This window comes from Arthrobacter sp. 05L421, assembly GCF_056397785.1.
The window spans coordinates 72,719-94,087 of the sequence record NZ_JBFTOC010000012.1 but is presented as its reverse complement, the minus strand read 5'-3'; the positions used below and the strand labels follow the sequence as shown (position 1 = coordinate 94,087).

Sequence of the window (21,369 nt, the reverse complement as noted above, 5' to 3'; positions counted from 1 at the left end):
GGGAAGCGGCTTACAGCTTGCCGAATTCTTCCTTGACCGGCTTGTAGGTGTTGTCATCCTGGTACTCGTAGATGCCGATGTAGGCTTCCGTCGGGTCGCCGGCGTCGGAGAACGTCACGGGGCCGGACTGGCCGTCGTAGTCGATGTCCTTACCGTTGCGGAGCAGGGTGACGCAGGAGGGGAAGGTATTGCACTTCTCGCCACCTTCAGAGACGTCCTTCAGGTGCGCCGCGATATCGGTGCCCTTGGTGCTCTTGGCTTCCTCCGCCGCCAGTGCGATCAGGTTCACGGCGTCGTAGGACTCGCCGGAGTAGCTGTAGTCCTTCAGCGCCGGGTCGATCGCCAGGAGCTTCTTCTTGAAGTCATCCTTGGCGAAGGTGCCCGGGATGGTGCCCTGGGCGCCCTTGAGGGTTCCCGCCTGGAAGTCCTTGCTGTAGTCGGACATGTTGCCGTCAACCATGAAGATCTGGGTCGGCTTGACGCCCTTGCCCGTCATCAGCGGGACGATGCTCTTGGCCTGGTCGAAGGTGATCAGGGCAATAGCGTCCGGCTTGGCGGCCAGAACCTTGTCCACCTGGCTGCTGAACTGTGAATCGCCTTCGTTGAAGAGTTCCTGGGCAACAACCTTGCCGCCGGCCGCCTCGAAAGCGGACTGGACGTTCTTTGCGAGGCCGGTTCCGTAGGCGTCGTTCAGGACGATCATGCCGACCGTCTGGGCGCCACACGTGGCCATGTAGTTACCGAGGACCTTGCCCTGGAGCACGTCCGAGGGGGCGGTGCGCCAGTAGAGGCCCTTGTCATCCCACGAGGTGAAGTCCGGTGAGGTGTTGGCCGGGGAGAACTGGACCACGCCGGCACCGGTGATCTGGTTAATCACGGTCTTGGAGACGCCCGAGGAGGCGGCGCCGACGATTGCACTGACGCCCTGGCCGAGCAGTGCCGTGGTGGACTGGGTGGCGATGTCGGTCTTGGTGTCGCCGGAGTCGCGGTGGATGACCTCGACAGGCTTGCCAAGGACGCCGCCCGCGTCGTTGACCTCCTTGATGCCGAGGTTCACACCGGCAATTTCGGGCGGGCCGAGGAATGCCAGCGAACCTGTCGTCGGCAGGAGCGAGCCGATCTTCAGGGGTGTGGGGGTGGTGGTGGCCGAAGCGGGCACGGTGCCCGTTCCGCCGGCAGCGCTGGTACCGGCACCGGTGGCGCTGGGCGCCGGGCATGCGATGCCGGCGGCCGCGGCTGAGCTGGATCCCGACGAACTCGGGGCGGGTGAACCGCCACAAGCCGTAGCCAGAAGGGCGACGCCGAGGCTAAGCACTGTGAGCTTAGCGACGCGGGGCGCAACCCGGGGGAGTGAAGTCATGTACAAGCTCCTCGATCTAAAGGTGCGAACGGCCTTTGACGCGAAAGATCAGGTGTTCCTGATTCCACTTCAAGCTAGTGCAAATTCGACGCGAAAATAAGTGACTACGGTCACATCCTTATAACACTCGTTGCATAGAGGAAATCTGCAGGGTTCCAGCGGCCCCTGCATGGCGGCGTGTAGCTAAAGTGCCCTTGACCAACCATCGCGAATTTAACTCGTGCCGCTTCATGTTTTCCACAGGTTTCCCACAAGGTTGGGCCCGTAACGTCTGGTTTAGCGACCCGGGCTGAACGGTTCGTAGCCAGAACGTCCCCAGCACGCTGGCCTCCAGAAGGTTCGACTCCTTCGCAGCCCACAGGCGGCCCGTCCTTGCCGTGAGACCCAAGGACGGGCCGCACACAATGTACCGACCAGCGGGTGTCCCGGGCATGACAAAAGACCCCCGGTTCCCTTGGAGCTATAGGGAATCAGGAGTCTTTGTGCCCCAGGTGGGACTCGAACCCACAACACGCGGATTTTAAGTCCGCTGCCTCTGCCAATTGGGCTACTGGGGCGCCCGGTCAATGGTATCCCGTCGCCGCCCGGATCAGCCCTAAAACGGGCCGGCGTACCGGAAGGTGCCGCTAACGCCGCCGGGCCAGACGGCGAGCGGGAGCAGCTGGAAGTGCGCGCCCCAGCCGGCCTCCGGGGGTGCCACCCCGAGCGACGTGGACGGCACAAAGCCGAAGCGGGAGTAGTAGTCGGGGCTGCCCAGCAGCGCGATCCCCCGCTCCCCCGCGGCGTTGGCCCGCGCCACCGTCTCGTTCATGAGCGCGGTGCCGATGCCGTGGCGCTGCAGCCGCGGCACCACCCCGATCGGCCCGAGCCCCAGCAGCTCCAGCTCGCCCACCCAGCCGCGGGTGCTGATTACATGCCCCACGATTTCGCCGTTGAGCTCCGCAACGACGCTGAACTCGGGGAGGTATTCCTGGCTTTCGAACAGCCGGGCCAGCAGCTTCACTTCTTCGGGTTCGCCGTCGACGTGGTGACCGGTTGCGGGCGAGATGGCAAACGCGGCGGCTGTGAGGACGAGGATTTCCGGACGGTCCGCCGGTTCCTCGCTGCGCAGCACGAGTTCCGGTGCCGGCTTGTGCTCCCCATGGTCTGCGACGAGTTCGTGCAGAACCTCCAGGGCCCGGTCGGCGTCGGCCACGGGGACCAGGAGATGGTCATGGTGGAAGCCGGCCAGGACGTTGCAGCTGATCTTCGCCTCGGTCAGGGCGGCGCTGACGGCTGCCGTCAAACCGATCGCCTCGAGTGACGAGTGCACCTGGAGCGTGATCCACGCTGCGACGAAGTCGTAGGAGAGCCCCTGGCTGTCGGCTTCGTCCCGCGGCAGCACAACGGTCAGCCCCTCCGCCTCGCGGACGGCGGCCGCGATGGCCCCGGCCAGGGGCTTGCCGTGCGGCCACAGGGCGTAGACGTACTCGCCCTCGCGCAGTTCGGGGTGCATGGTGGCCAGGAGCGTGTGCAGGTCCTTTTCAGCTGTCATGGAGCCAGTCTAGGCGCGGGGCGTGCGCAGCCGTCCGCTCCGGACGCCCCGGCGGACGCCAGCAACGAAAACGGCGGCTGCTCCCCCCGAGGGGAACAGCCGCCGTCGTAGGGCAACCGCCAGAGCGCTCGAAGCCGTTGCGGCCTGGAGTTATTTGGCGTCTGCCGGGACCGATTCATTCGATGCTGCCGGGGTGCCGGCCTTGGCCTCAGGCTTGGCTTCGGCCTTGGCGGCCTCCGGGGCAGCAGGCTTCGGGGCCGGCGTCGCTGCGGCCACGAAGGCGCCGCGCGGGTTGTCCAGGTCCATCAGCTGGGTGGTGTCGCGGCCCAGGAAGAAGGCCCACAGCCAGCCGGAGATTACGCGGATCTTGCGCTCCACGGTGGGGATGGCCATGCCGTGGTAGCCACGGTGTGCCAGCCAGGCCAGCGGGCCCTTGAGGCCGATGCGGCCAACCAGGTTGATGTTCGCTACACCCTTCCATTCGCCGAAGCCGGCGACGGCGCCCAGGTTCTTGTGCTTGTAGTCCTTGAGCGGCTTGTCCCAGCGGGAGGCCCACAGGTTCTTGGCCAGGCGCTTGGACTGGCGCAGCGCGTGCTGGGCGTTCGGCACGCAGGTGCCGTCCGGCAGGCCGCTGCCCGTGAGGTCGGGGACGGCAGCGACGTCGCCGGCAGCCCAAGCGTTGTCGATGATGCCCTCGTCGCCTGCGATGCGCAGGTCGGCCAGGACGCGGACGCGGCCGCGCGGCTCGAGCGGGAAGTCCGTGGAGCGGACCATCGGGTTGGCCTGCACACCGGCAGTCCAGACCAGGGTGTCAGTCTCGAATTCCTGGGCCGGGCTCTTGTCCGGGAGGTTGATGAGTTTCAGGGAGCCCTCGGCGTTGTCGAGGGAGGTGTTCAGGAGGACCTCGATACCGCGGCTGCGGAGGTGCTCGACAACCCATTCGGCCTGCGGCGCCGTGACCTCGGGCATGATGCGGCCCATGGCCTCGACCAGGACGAAGCGGACTTCCTCCTGCTTGATGCGCGGGTTGTTCTTGACCGCGGCGCGGGCGAGGTCTTCCATTTCGGTGATGCACTCGATGCCGGCGAAGCCGCCGCCAACGACGACGAACGTCAGGGCGCGGGCACGCTCAACGGGGTCCGTCATGAGCGAGCCGTTCTCGATGCGCTCGAGAACCTTGTTGCGCAGGGCGACAGCCTCTTCGATGGTCTTCAGGCCGATGCCCTTTTCCGCGAGGCCCTTGATCGGGAACGTGCGGGTGATGGCGCCAGCGGCCAGGACGACGTCGAAGTAGGGAACCTCGAAGGTGTCGCCACCGTCGGAAGGTGCGACCACTGCCGTGCGGTTGGCGTGGTCGATGGAGGTGACGCGGCCCTGGATGAGCTCCGTCTGCTTCAGGTGCTGGCGGTGCGAGACGACTGCGTGGCGCGCCTCGATGTTGCCGCCGGCAACTTCCGGCAGGAAGGGCTGGTAGGTCATGTAGGGCAGGGGATCCACGAGGGTGACGATGCCACCTGCATTCGCGATCTTTTTCTGAAGTTTGAGGGCTACATACAGGCCGACGTACCCGCCGCCGACGACGAGTACCCGGGGACGGTCCTGGAGCTGAAGGGAGGATGCCATGCGTCAAGAATACAGTAGATTGTGAAAACCTTCACTAACTATGACGGGTTGCTGGAGTCCACCGGATTCTCGGTCCCGGTTCCGGCCCCACGCCCGGTCCCCGTTCCGGCCCCACGCCCGGTCCCGGTTTCGGCCCTGGGCTCGGCCCTGCGTTCGGACTTGACCGGCCCGTCCGGCCCGTCCTTGCGCGGCGTTCGCATGGCGGCCCGCAACTGCAGGGCAGCGGCCACCACGATGCCCACGAGCAGGCACCCGAAGCCCAGGACCACCGCGGCCGGCAGGGCGCTGTCCAACTGGGACGGCTTCTCCGCGACCGGCACGGTCGCTTCGGGCAGGGTGGGCACAGCGCTGGAAGGCGCGGGCGCCGCAGCAGGCGCCGTCGTGGCGAGGTTTCCGCGCCGGTGGACCCGGATCCAGTCCGAAATCGAGCCCAGCGGATTGGCCTTGGTTTCCGGGACATCGGCCTTGAGGGCGGCCTCGGCGTTCAGCACGCCGAAACCGTAGAGCGGATCCTTCCCGGGCGCCCCGGCGTCTTTGGCCGTGCTGACGATCCGGTTGATGACCTGGCTCGCGGACATCTCGGGCCATTTGGAGCGGATCAGGGCAGCGACGCCGGAAACGATAGGCGTGGCCCCGGAGGTGCCCGCCCATTCGGCATAGCCGCCGGCAGGCATGCCGCCTACCAGGTCCTCGGCGGGTGCGGCGACGCCGATGCTGATGCCCTGTGAGGAGGAGTCGATGCTGGCCGCGCCCTTGCGGTCCAGGCCCGCGACCGTCAGGACGCCGGGAATAGTGGCAGGCGCGCCCACCTGGACGTTGCCGCCCACGCGGTTGCCCGCGGCGGCGACAATCACGACGTCCTTCTGTTCGGCGTAGAGGAACGCCGCGTCCCAGCTCTGCGGCCATTCCGGCGATGTACTGCCGAGGGAGATGTTGATGACGCGGGCGCCGTTGTCGACGGCCCAGCGCACTGCCTCCGGGATCTGGTCCTGGTCGCTCTTGCCGCCCGGGTTGGCGGAGCCCAGCCAGGTGGAGACGGACAGCAGTTGGGCTTCCGGGGCGACGCCGACGATCCCGTCGGGGCCGACGGCGGGGCCAGAGCTGGGTTTGGCGCTGGCGCTCGGTTTGGCGCTCGGTTCGGGCGCCTGATGCCCGCGCCCGGCGAGCATGGTGGCCACGAGGGTGCCGTGTTCGGGTTTGGCACCGATGCTCGCCTGTCCGTTGGCACTGCCGGCGCCGGAAATGTCGGAGCCGCCGGCGAGCACGCCAGCCAGGTCCGGATGTTTGCCGTCCACGCCGCTGTCAATCACGGCGACTTTGACGCCGGCACCCTTGGACACGTCCCAGGCTTTGGTGATGCCGGATTCGGCGAGCCAGTATTCCTTGTCCCGCCAGGAGTCGGCGTAAGCGGGCGCGGCTAGGGCCAGCGCCGCGGTGGACGCTCCGCCGGCAAGGGCCAAGGCCATCAACGCGGAGGCGGTCCGGCGGCCTGTTGCTCTGGTCATTCAGGTCCTATCGGCGGTTGCACCAGCGGCACGGCGCGCGGAGGCGCAACTGCTGGGCGGGTCATCGGATGCTGAGGGCAATACCGTCAAGAATATCGTGTTCGCTGGCCACTGCCGTGGTGATGCGGCCACCCGTGACATCGGCCAGGCGTTGCAGGACCCGCCGCCAGACGAGGCCGCCGGCGCCGATCACGTCCACCCGGCCGGGGTGCATGTACGGCAGCACGGCCCGCTCCTCCCGGGTCATTTCGAGCAGCTCGGTGCATGCCTTCCGGACCGCGTCCAGGTCCAGTTCGGTGCCGTGGATCGCGGCCGGCGAATACTCCGGCAGACGGAGCGCGTGCGCGGTGATGGTGGTGACGGAACCTGCCACGCCGACGACGACGGTGGTGCGTTCCAGCGGAACGGTTTCTGCCGCCTCGCTGATGGCGGCGTCGACGTCGGCCTCTGCCGCTGCGATCTGCTCCTGTGTGGGCGGATCGCTGCGCAGGTGCCGTTCGGTCATCCGGACGCAGCCGACGTCGACCGAGCGGGCGGCGATGACGCCGCCGGCGTTGCCCAGGACGAACTCCGTGCTTCCGCCACCGAGGTCCACCACCAGCACGGGGTCCTCGCCGCGGGAGGGCAGGACACTGCTGGCGCCGGCGAATGACAGCGCGGCTTCCTCGTCGCCGGTGATCACCTCGGGCTCGACGCCGAGGATGGCGCGGATGCCGTCGACGAAGACCTGCCGGTTGCGGGCATCGCGGGTGGCGGAAGTCGCCACAAAGCGCACCTGCTCGACGCCGTGCTCGCGGATCAGGGCAGCGTAGTCCCGGGTCGCGGCGAAGGTGCGCTCGAGCGCTTCTGGGGCCAGTTCGCCCGTGGAGTCCACGCCCTGGCCCAGCCGGACCACGCGCATTTCCCGCACGATGTCCGTCAGCCGCGGCGTGCGCTGCCCTGTTGCGCCGCCTGCGGCTGGGTTCGCGTCCGTGTTCGTATCTGCGTTCACGTCGGCGATCAGCAGGCGGATGGAGTTGGTGCCGCAGTCAATCGCCGCGACCCTGGTCACTTGGACTCCCCCGCGCCGGCCGGGCCGGCGGTGTCGCCCGGGCCGGCCGGGCTGGCGGTGCTGGAGGGGTTTTCCGCGCCGGCGGTGGCGCGGGACTTGCGGACCGGGGCGGGCCTGCCAACGATTTCCGGCAGGCCTTGGGGTCCATGACGGCTGAGGTCCCGGGACGGTGCCTCGCCGCCGGTGTCCCAGGCGCCGTCGCAGTAGCACCGGTCCACGGTCCACCATTCGGTGATGGCCGCGATCGACTCGTCGCCGAGCGGGTTCACGCCGGGGCCAGCTGCCAGCGAGTGCCCCACGAGAACGTGCAGGCATTTGACGCGGGTCGGCATGCCGCCGGCCGAGACGCCGTCGATTTCCGGAACCCCACCGATGCCGCAGCGGGCGCCGATCTCGGCGCGGGAGGCCAGATAGGCCTCGTGGGCGGCGCGGTATCGGTCCGCGAGGCCGGCGTCGGCGGCGAGCCGGTCGTTCATTTCGTTCATCAGCCCGGCGGCCTCCAGCCGCGACACCGCCGCAGTGATCACCGGGTGCGTGAGGTAGAACGTGGTGGGGAACGGCGTGCCGTTGCTGAGCCGCGGCGAGGTGGCGGCCACGAGCGGGTTTCCGCAGACGCAGCGGGCCGGGATTTCGACGACGTCCCGCACGGGCCGGCCCAGCTGACGGCTGAGGACCTCGAGGTCCTGCGGCGACGGCAGGCGGGAGGCCTCCGGGGCGCTTGCCCTGTGCCGGGGCGCCGACGTCGGGGCCCCGTCGTTCCTGACCGCTCGGTCCTGGTCCACTCGGTTCTCGTCCACTTGAGTGGCACCTTCCTGCCCAGTTCCAGATTGTCCACGGGACAATCCCGGCGGCGGGCGCCGCTTCTAGTCTGTTGCCGATCGCCTGATGGACTCCCACAGGGAGTCCACCCACGGCAGGTTGGCCGGGTCTTGTGCTGATGTTGCACCCGCAGCGCCACTGGACTGCGCGGCAGGAAGATCGCTGCCGAATACCCAGTAGCCCGTCTCTCCGGGCATAACCATGTTAATGCGGTCGCGGGCCTGCTGCTTCACGAAGTTGGGATCCTGCCACCGCGACACCTGGCGTTTGAGGTCCTCCTGCTTGGTCTGCTTGGCCGCGATGTCGGCCTGCAGCGCCGCGATTTCGGCTCGTTTGTCGAGGAAGATCTTCACCGTGGGCGCCAGCAGGATGGTGATGGCAATCATGACGACGCCGAGGGCAAGCAGCCGGCCCGAGAACGCCTTGGCGGGCACTGGGTCGAGGGATTCGACGGCACCGCCGGCCGCGGTCCGGCCTTCGGCCTTGCCGCCAGCCTTCCCCGGCGCCGGCCGGGTTGCGGGTTTTGAGGCCGGTGCTGTTGCGGAACCGTTGGCGGACGGCTTGCCCGCTGCGGGTGCTGCCGCACGCGGGGAGGCAGGCGCTGCGCCGCGGGGCGTGGCCGGCGTCGGCGCGCCGCTGCGGGAGCCGCCAAAGTCGGCCTGGATGACTTCGCCGCCGTCCTCTGTTGCCCCCAAGCCAGTGGCAGCAGCCTTGGTGGCCGCAGCCTTGGTGGGTGCAGGCGTAGCCCGGGGAACATTGGGGCGTCGGGTAGCCATGTCACTCCTTCAAAAGCGGGCCAAAACAGAACCGGTGGCCATGGTCTTTCAACCATAGCCACCGGTTACCGGTTTTCGCGGCTAACTAGCCTTTGAAACGCGGGAAGGCGCTGCGTCCGGCGTACCGTGCGGCGTCGTCGAGTTCCTCTTCGATGCGCAGCAGCTGGTTGTACTTGGCAACGCGCTCGGAGCGGGCCGGGGCACCGGTCTTGATCTGTCCCGCGTTGGTGGCAACGGAGATGTCAGCAATGGTGGTGTCCTCGGTTTCGCCGGAGCGGTGCGAGGTGATGGTGGTGTAACCGGCACGCTGGGCCAGTGATACGGCGTCCAGCGTCTCGGTCAGGGAGCCGATCTGGTTGACCTTGACGAGCAGCGAGTTCGCGGTCTTGGTGTCGATGCCGCGCTGCAGGATCGCGGGGTTGGTGACGAAGAGGTCATCGCCCACGAGCTGGACCTTGTCGCCGATGGAGTCGGTGAGGGTCTTCCAGCCTTCCCAGTCGTTCTCGTCCAGCGGGTCCTCGATGGAAACCAGCGGGTAGTCGGCCACGAGCTCGGCGTAGTACGCGCTCATCTCGGTGGCGGAGAGTGCCTTGCCTTCGAACTGGTAGGCGCCGTCCTTGAAGAACTCGGAGGAGGCGACGTCCAGGGCCAGGGCGATGTCCTTGCCCGGGGTGTAGCCGGCGTTCTTGATGGCTTCCTGGATCAGGTCCAGGGCGGCACGGTTGGACGGCAGGTTCGGCGCGAAGCCGCCCTCGTCGCCCAGGCCGGTGGACAGGCCCTTGGCCTGCAGGACGGACTTGAGGTTGTGGTAGACCTCGACGCCCCAGCGCAGGCCCTCGGAGAAGGTCTCGGCGCCGATCGGGACAATCATGAATTCCTGGATGTCCACGTCGGAGTCGGCGTGCGAGCCGCCGTTGAGGATGTTCATCAGCGGCACGGGCAGGACGTGCGCGTTGGGGCCGCCGAGGTACTTGTACAGCGGCAGGTCAGCGGAGGCGGCGGCAGCGTTGGCCACGGCCAGGGAGACACCCAGGATGGCGTTGGCGCCGAGCTTGCCCTTGTTGGGGGTGCCGTCCAGGTCGATCATGGCCTGGTCGATGCTGCGCTGGTCGGTCGCGTCGAAACCGGTCAGGGCGGGGGCGATCTGGTCGATGACCGCGTCGACCGCCTTCTGGACACCCTTGCCGAGGTAGCGGCCCTTGTCGCCGTCGCGGAGTTCGACGGCTTCGTGCTCGCCGGTGGAGGCGCCGGAGGGAACTGCTGCGCGGCCGATCTGGCCGTCCGAGAGCAGGACTTCAACTTCTACGGTCGGGTTGCCACGGGAATCGAGGATTTCGCGGGCGTGGATGGCATCGATAAGCGCCATGGATATGCTCCTTTGGGTGAAGCGATCTGCAGGGAATCTGACTGCTTGGACTCTGGCTGTACGTGAAGCTGGAAAGCCGACGTCGTCGTCGCTACTAGCGTAGTCGAGAGTGGCGGAGGTTACGGAAACCTATCCAACCCCCGGACGTCATGATGCTGATGGCATTTTTCTAGGGAAGGTTTTCTAGGGAAGGGCACCGTTGCTGTCCTGAAAGCGGCGGAGGGCTCCGCGGAGGGCTCGCTCGGCGTCGAGGCCGCCGGCCCGGGCATCCGCCACGATCCCGAAGAGCAGGTCGCCGAGTTCCGCCTCGGTGGCCGGGATCTCGACGCCGGTGCCGCCCGCAGCCGTCGCCAGGTGCGCGCGTTCGGCCCGGTCCAGGAGCTTTTGGGCCCGGGCCAGGGCCGGCAGCGCGGCCGGAACGCCGTCGAAGACGTGGCCGCGTTCCGGTTTCTCGGCCTTCTTGACGGCATCCCATTTCAGGACGATCTCCTCCACCGTTGCCGGGAAGGAATCCTGCAGCGAGCCGTCGGGGCGGAACACGTGCGGGTTGCGCCGGATCATCTTGGCCGTCAGTGCGCGGGCGACGTCGTCGAAGTCGAAGGCGCCGCGTTCCTCGGCGAGCCGGGAGTGCAGGACCACCTGAAGCAGCACGTCGCCCAGCTCGGACTTCAGTTCGGCGTCGCCGCTGGCCGTTTCGATGGTCTCCGCGACCTCGTAGGCCTCCTCCAGGAGATACTCCACGAGGGATTCGTGGGTGAGGGCACCCATCCAGGGGCAGTGCTCGCGCAGGGCCGCAATAGTCCCCACCAGCGCCCCGACCTCGCAAGCTCGGCCGGGGACCCCTGCTGGCGTGGGCCCAACCAGCCCCTGGACGGGTGGAGTGTCCTCGTTAGCCAAGGTCGGCGTAAGCCTCGTTGATGTACTCCACGAGGGCTTCCTTCTCCTCGAGCGGGAGGAAAGCTGCCTCGGCTGCATTCAGCGTCAGCTCCAGGAGGTCATCGAGGTCGTAGTCGAACGTCTCAACCAGCAGCTCGAACTCGTCGGTCAGCGTGACGCCGCTCATGAGCCGGTTGTCGGTGTTGATGGTGACGTTGAAGCCGAGCTGGTAGAGCATGTCCAGCGGGTGGCTTTCGATGCCTTCGCCGAAGCCGGCGATGGCGCCGGTCTGCAGGTTCGAGGAGGGGCAGATTTCCAGGGCGATGCCGCGGTCGCGGACCCAGCTGGCGAGTTCGCCCAGGGTCACCATGCCGATGGTGTCGTCGACTTCGTCGCCCTCGGCGTCGTCGTCCTCTTCGAATTCGATCGTGACGTCCTCGGCGATCCGCACACCGTGGCCCAGGCGCAGGGCCCGGCCGTCGACAAGCGCCGACTGGATGCTTTCCAGACCGGCGGCTTCGCCGGCGTGGACGGTGGCCGGGAAGTTGTGCTGTGCCAGATAGGTGAAGGCGTCCTTGAAACGGGACGGCAGGAAGCCGTCCTCGGCACCGGCGATGTCGAAGCCGACGGCGCCGTTGTTGCGGTGGCGGACAGCCAGTTCGGCGATCTCCTGGCCGCGGTCGGCGTGGCGCATGGCCGTGATGAGCTGGCCAACCTGGATGTCGCGGCCGGTCTCGGCCACGGCGTCCACACCGGCTTCGAGGCCTGCCTGCACGGCCTCCACCACTTCGTCCAGGCTCAGGCCCTTCTGCAGGTGCTGTTCCGGTGCCCAGCGCACCTCGCCATACACCACGCCGTCGTCGGCCAGGTCCTCGACGAATTCCTTCGCGACGCGGAACAGGCCTTCCTTGGTCTGCATCACGGCGATGGTGTGGTCAAAGGTCTCGAGGTACCGGACTAGGGAGCCGGAGTCCGCCGATTCGCGGAACCACTCCCCCAGTGCAACGGGGTCCGTGGAGGGCAGCGTGTGGCCGGCGGCCTCCGCGAGTTCAATGATGGTGGCCGGGCGGAGTCCGCCGTCCAGGTGGTCGTGCAGGGAAACCTTGGGAAGGGCCTTCAGGTCGAAGTCGAGGTCAGGGGCAGCGTCAGGAATAGTCTCAGTCACGTTCCAACCATAGGGTCGCCGGGCGCGGGAAGCTACTTTCCGGACACTCCGGCCTCAGTGGACGGACCGGCCAGCATCGTGCCGTGCATCCCGGCCGCCCGTTCCCCGGAAGCGGGTTCCGGGACGTAATCGGCGTCGGCCGGGACCGGCTTGGCATCGTGGCGGCCAAGGCGCTTGTGCCACCAGCGCAGGAGGTGGTCAATGAGGACTCCGAGCACGATCGCAAACACCACCGCGATCCCCGCGCTGAGCAGCGGGTTATGGTGCAGCCACGGGAAGGAACTGGCCAGGACGCCGATGCCGATCGAGTAGGCCACCCACGTGAAGCAGGCGAAGGCGTCCAGGAAGAAGAATCTCCGGTGCGGGAACGCCGTCGTGCCCGCCACGTAGTTGACCGCCACACGCCCCCACGGGATGTACCGGGCGGTAAAGATCAAGACGGCGCCGCGCTTCTCGAGTTCATAGTGCGCCCACCCGAAGACCTTTTGGACCTTTGGTTTACGCATCCAGCGGAACCGCTCGAGGCCGATCTTGCGGCCGAGCATGTACGCCATGTTGTCGCCCGCCATGGCTCCAACGAGCGCCGTGAGGCCGAGGATCCACAAGTTGGGCTGGCCGCTGTGCAGGGAGTACGCCGCAAGGGCAACGATGAGTGTCTCGCTGGGGACCACCATCGCGAAGCCGTCCACGAAGAAGAAAACCAGCAAAACGGGGTAGATCCACCACTGGCCAGCGGCATGGAGCACGGCCTCGTTAATGAACTCCATGCGGGCGATGCTCCTTGATGACTGGGAACGGACAACTAAGCCGTACCGTACATGCGATGACAGAGGGTGAAAAGTTGGACGAAGTGCGGCCAACAACGTGACCCAAATCGCTCCTTAGTGTCCCACGGGCGGGGCCAATCCGCCTAGGACTCGACGGGCGGAACGGAATGCGTCGGTTCCTCCGGAGTGCGGCCGCGCACCTTGCTGATCACGCGGTCCAGGATGATGCCCAGGATAATGGCGCAGATGATCGCAATAGCAGCGGCCAGGACATGGTTTTTCTGAAACCACGGCCCAACGAACAGGCCGATTCCCACCGAGTAGCCCGCCCACAGCAGCGCCGAAAGTATTGTCAGGCTGATGAACCTGGGCCGTGGGTAGTGCGTGGCCCCGGCGGTCAGGTTGACGGCCACCCGTCCGATCGGGACGAAGCGTGCCACAAGGATCAGTGAGGCGGGCCGTTTCCGCAGTTCGCGTCCGGCCCAGCGGAAAGCCGCCTGCATGCGGGGACCGCGCTGCCATGCCCAGCGCCGTGTTCCGGTCCCGCGGCCGATCAGGTATGCCACGTTGTCGCCCAGGAATGCGCCTGCGGCGGCGGCGGCGATCAGAAGCACCGGATTGGGAACATCCGCCGTGGCGGCGACAGCAGCCAGGCCCACCACCACCGACTCGCTCGGGATTGGCGGAAAGAAGCCGTCGATCACGCAACAGGCGAAAACCAGGACCAGGACCCAGGGCTGCCCTGCTGCGGCGAGGATGAAGTCGTTGATTGCCTGCACAGCTTCCTTCCGCGCGGCGGGGCCAGATTGATCCAAGCGCAGGCTCGGCCGGGGCCGGGCCTGCGCTTGCAAGGGTACTGCTGTGGAGCCACTGCTGTGGAGTCAGTGTACCGCCGGCCCCGACCGTCGGTTGCCCTATCACTTATGGCGGCTAAGCCCGAGGTTTGGGGACCAAAAGTGATTGGCAACGGTCTTAGGCGATGCGGTCGATGATGAGCTTCTGGGCGGGCCGGGAGCCCTCGGGTGCGATCACGGCGGCGTGTTCGAGCGCTTCCTTGGCCCGCTCGAACTTCTCCGGAGTGTCCGTCAGCAGGGTCATGAGCGGTTCGCCTGCCCTGACCATGGCACCGGGCTTGGCATGCATCCGCACCCCGGCCCCGGCCTGGACCTGGTCCTCCTTGCGGGCGCGTCCGGCGCCGAGCCGCCAGGCCGCGACGCCGACGGCCATCGCGTCGAGCTCCACCAGGACGCCGTCGGCCGGGGCGTAGATGACCTCGGATTCCTTGGCGACCGGGAGCTTGGCCCGCGGGTCCCCGCCCTGGGCCTGGATCATCCGGTTCCAGACGTCCATGGCCCGGCCGTCCCGCAGTGCGGCCCGGGGATCGGCGTCGCGGACGCCGGCGCAGGCCAGCATTTCCTCCGCGAGCCGGACGGTGAGTTCGACGACGTCGTCCGGGCCTCCCCCGGCGAGGACCTCCACGGATTCCTCGACCTCGATCGCGTTGCCCGCGGTGAGGCCCAGGGGCGTGTTCATGTTGGTGAGCAGGGCCACCGTGTTGACACCGGCGTCCTTGCCTAGGGCCACCATGGTCTCGGCCAGTTCGCGGGCGCGGGCCTCGTCCTTCATGAACGCGCCGCTGCCCACCTTGACGTCGAGCACCAGCGAGCCGGTGCCTTCGGCGATCTTCTTGCTCATGATCGAGGAGGCGATCAGTGGGATGGCCTCCACGGTCCCGGTGACGTCGCGGAGCGCGTAGAGCTTCTTGTCCGCCGGGGCCAGTCCCGCGCCGGCCGCGCAAATGACCGCGCCGACGTCCTGGAGCTGGGCCATCATTTCCTCATTGCTCAGGGCCGCACGCCAGCCCGGGATGGACTCGAGCTTGTCCAGGGTGCCGCCGGTGTGGCCGAGGCCGCGGCCGGAGAGCTGGGGCACGGCCACGCCGAAGACCGCCACCAGGGGCGCCAGCGGCAGGGTGATCTTGTCCCCGACGCCGCCGGTGGAGTGCTTGTCCGACGTCGCCTTCACACCGCCGTCGGGCCTGCGCAGGCTGGAGAAGTCCATCCGCTCGCCGGAGGCGATCATGGCCGCTGTCCAGCGGGAGATTTCGGTCCGGTCCATGCCGTTGAGCAGGATGGCCATGTTCAGGGCGGCCATCTGTTCGTCGGCGATGGCGCCGCGGGTGTACGCGTCGATCGTCCAGTCGATCTGGGCCGGGCTGAGCACGCCCTTGTCCCGCTTGATGCGGATGATGTCGACGGCGTCGAACGCTTCGGTGTTGCTGGTGTTCTGTGTCGCTTGAGTCACCGGGGTTCCTCCAGGTGTTGGGGGCCAAAGGCATCGGGAAGGACCTGGTCCATGGTCTTGATTCCCTGTGTGGTCATGAGCTCCATGTCCGGAGCCCGGAATTCGTAGAGCAGCTGGCGGCAGCGACCACACGGCATGAGGACGTTCCCGCCGGCGTCGACGCAGTAGAAGGCGCGGAGCTGTCCCCCGCCGGTCATCTGCAGGTTGCCCACCAGGGCGCACTCGGCGCACAGGGTCAGCCCGTAGCTGGCGTTTTCGACGTTGCAGCCGCTGACGATCCGCCCGTCTCCGGTGAGGGCCGCGGCCCCCACCGGAAACTTCGAATACGGCGCGTAGGCGTTCTTCATGGCGGAGACTGCTGCGGCTTCGAGCGCTGCCCAGTCGACGTCGATCCTGTCCATTCTCAGCCCTTGATGTACGGTATGCCGTCGGCGGCCGGCGGCCGGGAGCGGCCGACGAGCCCGGCCACGGCGAACACTGTCACGACGTACGGCAACATGGCCATGAACTGGCTCGGCACGGGGGTGCCGATGATCGTCACGATGCTCTGCAGGTTGTCGGCGAAGCCGAACAACAGCGCGGCAAAGAACGCCCCGATTGGATTCCAGCGGCCCAGGATCATGGCGGCGAGGGCAATGAAGCCGCGGCCGCCGGAGATTTCCTTGGTGAAACTGTCGATCGCCACGAGGGTGAAGAACGACCCGCCGATTCCGGCGACGGCGCCGCCGATCGTGACGTTCCAGAAACGGGTCGCGTTGACGTTGATGCCCAGGGTGTCAGCCGCCTGCGGGTGCTCGCCCACGGCACGGACGCGCAGCCCCCACTTCGTCTTGAACAACGCGACCCAGATCACGATCACGGCCACATACATCAAGTAGCCCACCACGGACTGCTTGAACAGGATGGGCCCGATGATCGGGATGCCGGACAGGACCGGGATATCGATGATGGGCAGCTCGGCGGGCGAGTTGTATTTCTCGGGGTCCGACTGCATCACGGTGGTGAACAGGAAGCCGGTGAGCCCGGAGACCAGCACGTTGAGCACGACGCCGACGATGATCTGGTTGACCACATACTTGATGCTGAACAGCGCCAGCACCATGGAGACCAGGGCGCCCGCCACGGCCGCCGCAAGCAGGCCCAGGTACGGGTTGTGCGTCAGGCTGGCGACGAGTGCGGCCGTGAAGGCACCGCCCAGAAGCTGGCCTTCGATAGCGATGTTGACGACGCCTGCGCGTTCGCACAGCACACCCGAGAGGGAGCCGAAGACAATCGGCACGGCGAGTGTCACGGATCCGGCGATGAGGCCGGCCAACGAAATGCTGGGGGTCCGGGCGCCGCCCACCACCCAGATCAGGAAGGCGACCACGAACACGACGGTGAACACGGCCGGAAGCCAATTCGGCGGCCGGACGTTCCTTTTCGCCTTCAGGACCAAGGCGTAGCCCGCGAGGCCCAGCAGGATCAAGGAGAGCACAATGCCGGACAGGAATGCGGGGACGTCGATAGCGGGGAGCTGGAAGAAGTCTCCGCCGGAGGAAACGCCGAACTTGGCGTTCGTCTGGGGGCCCAGCAGCCCGAAGAAGATGAAGGCGATGGTGGCCAGCACCGCCAGCGTGACCGGCAGCTTCCAGGTCACCGGTTTGGCGGTCTCCGCCGGCCTGCGCCCCTTGTCCGGCTGTGATTCTCCCTGTACGGGCGAGGTTGCTGTTGTGCTCATGCGGCACCTCCGGTGGTTGCGGCCTGCTTGGTTTTGCCGGCGGTCGCGGCTTTCTTCTTGCGCGGGTTCAGGCCGAAGATCGCCCGGACCAGCGGCGGCGCGGCGATGAACAGCACAATGAGCGACTGGACCACGAGGACGATGTCGATCGGGGTTCCCGTCTGGATCTGCATCTGGACGGCGCCTGCGCGGAAGGCTCCGAAGAGCACTCCGGCGGCAAAGGTGCCCCACGGCGACGAGCGTCCCAGCAGCGCCACGGTGATCGCGTCAAAGCCGTAGGTTGCCGCGACACCATCGGTCAGGACCTTCTCGGTGCCTGCCACCTGTGCGACGCCGGCCAAACCGGCCAGGCCACCGGCAATGGTCATCACCAGGATGGTGGCCCGGGACACGTTAATGCCGGCAGTCAGGGCGGCCTTGGGGTTGGCCCCGATGGCGCGGAACTCGAAACCGAGCGTGGAGCGGTTCAGCAGCCACGAAACAAAAAAGGTGGCCGCAATGGCCAGCAAGAAGCCCAGGTGCAGCCGGTACTGGCTACCGAAGAGAAGCGGGTAAGCGGCGCTGGGGTCCAGGATCGGCGATATCGGTGTGTCCGCCCCCGGACGCTGGAACAAGTCCGTGTCGAGCAGGTAGCGCAGGAAATACAGGGCGATGTAGTTGAACATGATGGTCACAATGACCTCGTGGGCGCCCGTCCTGGCTTTGAGCACGCCGACGATGCCGCCCCAAACAGCGCCGCCGACGACGCCGGCCACGAGGACCAGCAGCAGGTGCAGCCCAAGCGGCAGGTGCAGCGCGAAGCCGACCCACGAGGCGAGGATGCCGGCCATGATGATCTGGCCCTGCGCACCGATGTTGAACAGACCCGCGCGGAAGGCCAGGGCGACGCCGAGGCCTGCGGTGATCAGCGGGGTGGCGATGGTCAGCGTCTCCATGAGGGGGGCGAACTGTCCAGCCACGCCGGCCCCACTGGGATTGAAGACCGCGCCCTGGAAGAGGGCGACGTACGAGCCGGTTGCGGCGGACCAGACGGCGGTGAGGAAGTCAGTGGGCCGGGCAAAGAGATAGCCGGCCGTGGTGCCGACCACCTTGTCCGTCATGGCGATGAGCAGGCCGCCCAGGATCAGTGCGAGCAGCACCGCCAGGATGGTCACGATGCCATTGCCGGTGAAGATCTTGCGCAGCAGCGATTCTTCTTCCGGGGCGCCTGGAAGGGATCCGCTCTGGGTGGAGACGGGAACGGCCGATGGCTGGTGGGCACCGCCCGCGGTGTCCAGGGAGGTGACGAAGGCTTCATCGTCCTCGAGCGGCTCAGGCGCCACCGCGGTGGCTTGGGCTGCCGGAAGCCGGTCCGGGTCCGGTGCGGCCGCGGGCCGCGGCTCGGTGTTCTCACTCATGGGGGTCTCCTACGGCGCCGGAGCCGGGCTCCTGCACGGACGGGGTGGCGGGCGCCTGGCTCGTGGCCGGCGTCATTGCGGGGTTGTCTGCTGTGTTCCCGGCGGGGTTTTCTGCTGTGTTCGGCGCGGCGTTGTCAGAGAGAGATTGCGCCGAGTGCTTGCCGGCGGCGCCGGCCCGGGCTTCGTCCAGGGAAACGCCGGCCATCATCAGGCCCAGGACGTCGCGCCCGGTGCCGGCCGGGACGATCCCCACCAGCCTGCCTTTGTACAGCACGGCAATCCGGTCGGCGAGTTCAATCACCTCGTCCAGTTCGGTGGAAACGATCATGACCGGCGTGCCATGGTCCCGCTCCGCGACGATCCGCTTGTGCAGGAACTCGATGGAGCCCACGTCCACGCCGCGGGTGGGCTGGGAAGCGATGAAGAGCCGCAGCGGCCGGGAGAGCTCCCGGGCCATGACGACCTTCTGCTGGTTGCCGCCGGAGAGCGTGCCGGCTGCGAGCATGCCGGACGGGGTGCGGACGTCAAACTCTGCGATCCGGGTCTTGGCGTTCTCCAGGACGCGGGCCGGGCTCATGCTGATGCCCTTGGCGAACGGCGGCTGGTCATAACGGTCCAGGATCAGGTTCTCGGCGATGGAGAACGTGCCAATCAGCCCGTCGAGTGAGCGGTCTTCCGGCACGAACCCGACGCCGGCATTGAGGACGTCCTTGACACTGCGGCCCAGGAGTTCTTCGCCGTCAAGGGTGATCGAGCCGTGGGCCCTCTCGTGCAGGCCGAGGATGGCCTCGGTCAGTTCGGTCTGGCCGTTGCCCTGGACGCCGGCGACGGCGAGGATCTCGCCGCGGGCAATCCCGAAGCTGATGCCGTCCACCACATGCTGGCCGCTGGGAGCGATGACGGTGAGGTCTTTGACCTCGAAGGTGGTCTCCTGCGGATTGGCAGGAGCCTTGTCCAGGGTCAGGCTCACGGCCCGGCCCACCATCATGGACGCCAGTTCGGTGGTCGAGGCTCCGGGATCAGCCGAGCCCACCACCTTGCCGCGCCGGATGACGGTGATGGTGTCCGAGACGGCCTTCACTTCACGCAGCTTGTGGGAAATGAAGACGATGGAGGTGCCGTGGCTCTTGAGCTGGCGCATGATGTCCAGCAGCTCATCGGTGTCCTGCGGGGTCAGCACGGCAGTGGGCTCATCGAGGATGAGCACCTTGGCGTCGCGGACCAGTGCCTTAATGATCTCGACGCGCTGCTGCACGCCCACGGGGAGGTCTTCGATCAGCGCGTCGGGGTCGACGTCGAAGCCGTACCGGTCGGAGATCTCGCGGATCTTCCGGCGGGTGTCCTCAAGGTCCAGGAATCCGCCGGTCTTGGTGGTCTCCGCTCCCAGTGCGACGTTCTCCGCGACCGTAAAGACGGGTACCAGCATGAAGTGCTGGTGCACCATGCCGATGCCGGCCGCCATGGCGTCGCCGGGGCCGCGGAAGGTGACCGGTTTGTCGTCAATCAGGATTTCGCCCTCTGTGGGCTCGTACAGTCCGTAGAGGACGTTCATCAGCGTGGACTTGCCAGCGCCGTTCTCGCCGAGCAGACAGTGAATCTGCCCGGGTTCAACAACCACATCGATGTGATCGTTGGCTACCAGGGAGCCGAAGCGTTTAGTAATGCCCTTGAGTTCAAGTTTCAAAACTCTGACCAATCTCGAGGTGTCCGGAAGGCTTGGTCCGGACGCGTATGGGGGCTGCAGCACCAGCTTAGTGCCTGCGCTCGGAGGCGCGGCGGGCCGCAACGAAAAGCGCCACAGCCCGTGCGGTGGTGACCGGACGGGCCGTGGCGCTTAGCGGAAGAAGTTAGGCCTTCGGGCTGGCTGCAGACTCAACCTTCAGCTTGCCGTCGGCGATGTCCTTCTTGATCTGGTCCAGCTCGGACTTCAGTTCGGCCGGAACCTGGGAATCCATGTCGTGGAACGGAGCCAGCTGGACGCCGTCGTTCGCGAGGGTGCCGACGTACGGCTTGTTGGTGAACTGGCCGTCCTTGTCCTGCTTGACCACCGTCTCGACGGCCTCGCCCATCTGCTTCATGACGGAGGAGAGCATGATGTCCTTGTAATCCGGTGCCGTGAGGAAGCCGTCGGAGTCAACCCAGATGAGTTTGACGTCCTTGCCTGCCGCCTTGGCTTCCTGCAGGGCTGCGCCTGCACCCTTGCCGACCGGACCGGCGACGGGCATGACGATGTCGGCGCCCTGGTCCAGGAAGTTCTGGGTGAACTGCTTGCCCTTGTCCTGCTTTTCGAAGTCGCCGGTGAAGGAGCCGTCCTGCTTGGCCTTGTCCCAGCCAAGAACCTTGACGTTCTTGCCCTTCTTTTCGTTGTAGTACTTCACGCCGTCGGCGTAGCCGTCCATGAAGATGGTGACCGTGGGGATCTTGATGCCGCCGAAGGTGGCGACCGTTCCGGTCTTGGTGGTGCCTGCTGCGAGGTAGCCGGCCAGGAACGCAGCCTGTGCCGTGTCGTAGATGATCGGCTTGACGTTGGCCACCGGGGTTTCGTAACCGAAGTCGATGATGGCGAAGTGCTTGTCCGGGTTCGCGGTGGCCTGGGCCTTCGTGGCGTCGCCGAGCAGGAAGCCGACCGTGATGGTCAGGTTGCAGCCGGCGGCGACCATGGCGCGGAGGTTGGGCTCGAAGTCGTTGTTGGTCTTGGACTCGGCCTGGTTCATCTTAAGGCCCTGCTCCGACGTGACCTTCTTCAGTCCCTCGTAGGAAGACTGGTTGAACGACTGGTCATCGAACCCACCCGAGTCGGACACGATGCAGCCCTTGTAATTGCTGGCGGTGTTGGTGGCGGTGCTGGCCTCCGGGGCAGCCCCGCAGCCGGTCAACAGGAGTGCAGCCGCGCCCGCGGTGGCGACGCCGGCCATTGATCCGCGCTTAACGGTGGCACGCAGAGAGTTCTTCAATTTTCCTCCAGGAAGAAAGAGTAGGCGCTACGACGGAAGTTCAATGAGTGTCTGTCTGCGGTGTTCCGCTGAACTCTGTTTTCACTGATGGATTCGCAGCACTGCGCCGAGGCGCACTGATGCAAGCTACTTTAGTGGCCTGCGCCACGTCG

The 21,369-nt window shown here is 66.8% G+C and carries 18 protein-coding genes and 1 tRNA gene; all 19 read right to left on the bottom strand.

Annotated features, from left to right (window positions below):
- Positions 1 to 10: 10 nt before the first annotated feature.
- Positions 11 to 1,360 (bottom strand): ABC transporter substrate-binding protein, encoded by a 1,350-nt coding sequence (locus AC1DKQ_RS14765; RefSeq protein WP_476919407.1) that lies wholly within the window; start codon positions 1,358 to 1,360, stop codon positions 11 to 13.
- Positions 1,361 to 1,843: 483 nt separating this feature from the next.
- Positions 1,844 to 1,917: transfer RNA gene (locus AC1DKQ_RS14760), tRNA-Leu, on the bottom strand.
- A 38-nt stretch (positions 1,918 to 1,955) separates the two neighbouring features.
- Positions 1,956 to 2,894, bottom strand: coding sequence for an N-acetyltransferase (locus tag AC1DKQ_RS14755; protein WP_476919406.1), 939 nt, complete (start codon positions 2,892 to 2,894; stop codon positions 1,956 to 1,958).
- 150 nt (positions 2,895 to 3,044) lie between these two features.
- Positions 3,045 to 4,517 carry an NAD(P)/FAD-dependent oxidoreductase gene (locus AC1DKQ_RS14750; protein WP_476919405.1) on the bottom strand — a complete coding sequence of 491 codons (1,473 nt, stop codon included), beginning with the start codon at positions 4,515 to 4,517 and terminating at the stop codon, positions 3,045 to 3,047.
- Between the two features lie 38 nt (positions 4,518 to 4,555).
- Positions 4,556 to 6,022 carry a S8 family serine peptidase gene (locus tag AC1DKQ_RS14745; RefSeq protein ID WP_476919404.1) on the bottom strand — a complete coding sequence of 489 codons (1,467 nt, stop codon included), beginning with the start codon at positions 6,020 to 6,022 and terminating at the stop codon, positions 4,556 to 4,558.
- A 61-nt stretch (positions 6,023 to 6,083) separates the two neighbouring features.
- Positions 6,084 to 7,073 (bottom strand): Ppx/GppA phosphatase family protein, encoded by a 990-nt coding sequence (locus AC1DKQ_RS14740; RefSeq protein WP_476919403.1) that lies wholly within the window; start codon positions 7,071 to 7,073, stop codon positions 6,084 to 6,086.
- A complete protein-coding gene (locus AC1DKQ_RS14735; RefSeq protein ID WP_476883850.1) occupies positions 7,070 to 7,771 on the bottom strand; it encodes a DUF501 domain-containing protein in 702 nt (233 codons plus the stop codon). Before AC1DKQ_RS14735 ends, AC1DKQ_RS14740 begins: the two co-directional genes overlap by 4 nt.
- Positions 7,772 to 7,936: 165 nt before the next feature.
- Entirely contained in the window at positions 7,937 to 8,668 is a 732-nt protein-coding gene (locus AC1DKQ_RS14730) for an FtsB family cell division protein (RefSeq protein WP_476883763.1), read from the bottom strand.
- An 85-nt stretch (positions 8,669 to 8,753) separates the two neighbouring features.
- On the bottom strand, positions 8,754 to 10,034 hold the full coding sequence (eno, locus tag AC1DKQ_RS14725; RefSeq protein ID WP_476883764.1) for a phosphopyruvate hydratase: 1,281 nt from the start codon (positions 10,032 to 10,034) through the stop codon (positions 8,754 to 8,756).
- A 183-nt stretch (positions 10,035 to 10,217) separates the two neighbouring features.
- Positions 10,218 to 10,802, bottom strand: coding sequence for a MazG nucleotide pyrophosphohydrolase domain-containing protein (locus AC1DKQ_RS14720; RefSeq protein WP_476919443.1), 585 nt, complete (start codon positions 10,800 to 10,802; stop codon positions 10,218 to 10,220).
- A gap of 121 nt (positions 10,803 to 10,923) precedes the next feature.
- Positions 10,924 to 12,075 (bottom strand): adenosine deaminase, encoded by a 1,152-nt coding sequence (locus AC1DKQ_RS14715; protein ID WP_476919402.1) that lies wholly within the window; start codon positions 12,073 to 12,075, stop codon positions 10,924 to 10,926.
- Between the two features lie 32 nt (positions 12,076 to 12,107).
- Complete coding sequence (locus tag AC1DKQ_RS14710) at positions 12,108 to 12,842, bottom strand: DedA family protein (RefSeq protein WP_476883766.1); 735 nt, start codon at positions 12,840 to 12,842, stop codon at positions 12,108 to 12,110.
- A 143-nt stretch (positions 12,843 to 12,985) separates the two neighbouring features.
- Positions 12,986 to 13,621, bottom strand: a complete 636-nt coding sequence (locus tag AC1DKQ_RS14705) for a DedA family protein (protein WP_476919401.1) — start codon at positions 13,619 to 13,621, stop codon at positions 12,986 to 12,988.
- 193 nt (positions 13,622 to 13,814) lie between these two features.
- Complete coding sequence (locus AC1DKQ_RS14700; protein ID WP_476919400.1) at positions 13,815 to 15,146, bottom strand: thymidine phosphorylase; 1,332 nt, start codon at positions 15,144 to 15,146, stop codon at positions 13,815 to 13,817.
- Positions 15,143 to 15,547, bottom strand: coding sequence for a cytidine deaminase (locus AC1DKQ_RS14695; RefSeq protein ID WP_476919399.1), 405 nt, complete (start codon positions 15,545 to 15,547; stop codon positions 15,143 to 15,145). Before AC1DKQ_RS14695 ends, AC1DKQ_RS14700 begins: the two co-directional genes overlap by 4 nt.
- A 2-nt stretch (positions 15,548 to 15,549) precedes the next feature.
- Entirely contained in the window at positions 15,550 to 16,866 is a 1,317-nt protein-coding gene (locus AC1DKQ_RS14690) for an ABC transporter permease (RefSeq protein WP_476919398.1), read from the bottom strand.
- A complete protein-coding gene (locus AC1DKQ_RS14685; RefSeq protein WP_476919397.1) occupies positions 16,863 to 18,263 on the bottom strand; it encodes an ABC transporter permease in 1,401 nt (466 codons plus the stop codon). Before AC1DKQ_RS14685 ends, AC1DKQ_RS14690 begins: the two co-directional genes overlap by 4 nt.
- Complete coding sequence (locus tag AC1DKQ_RS14680; protein ID WP_476919396.1) at positions 18,256 to 19,947, bottom strand: ABC transporter ATP-binding protein; 1,692 nt, start codon at positions 19,945 to 19,947, stop codon at positions 18,256 to 18,258. The genes AC1DKQ_RS14685 and AC1DKQ_RS14680 overlap by 8 nt, the downstream gene beginning before the upstream one ends.
- Before the next feature lie 163 nt (positions 19,948 to 20,110).
- A complete protein-coding gene (locus tag AC1DKQ_RS14675; RefSeq protein ID WP_476919395.1) occupies positions 20,111 to 21,217 on the bottom strand; it encodes a BMP family lipoprotein in 1,107 nt (368 codons plus the stop codon).
- Between the last annotated feature and the right edge of the window lie 152 nt (positions 21,218 to 21,369).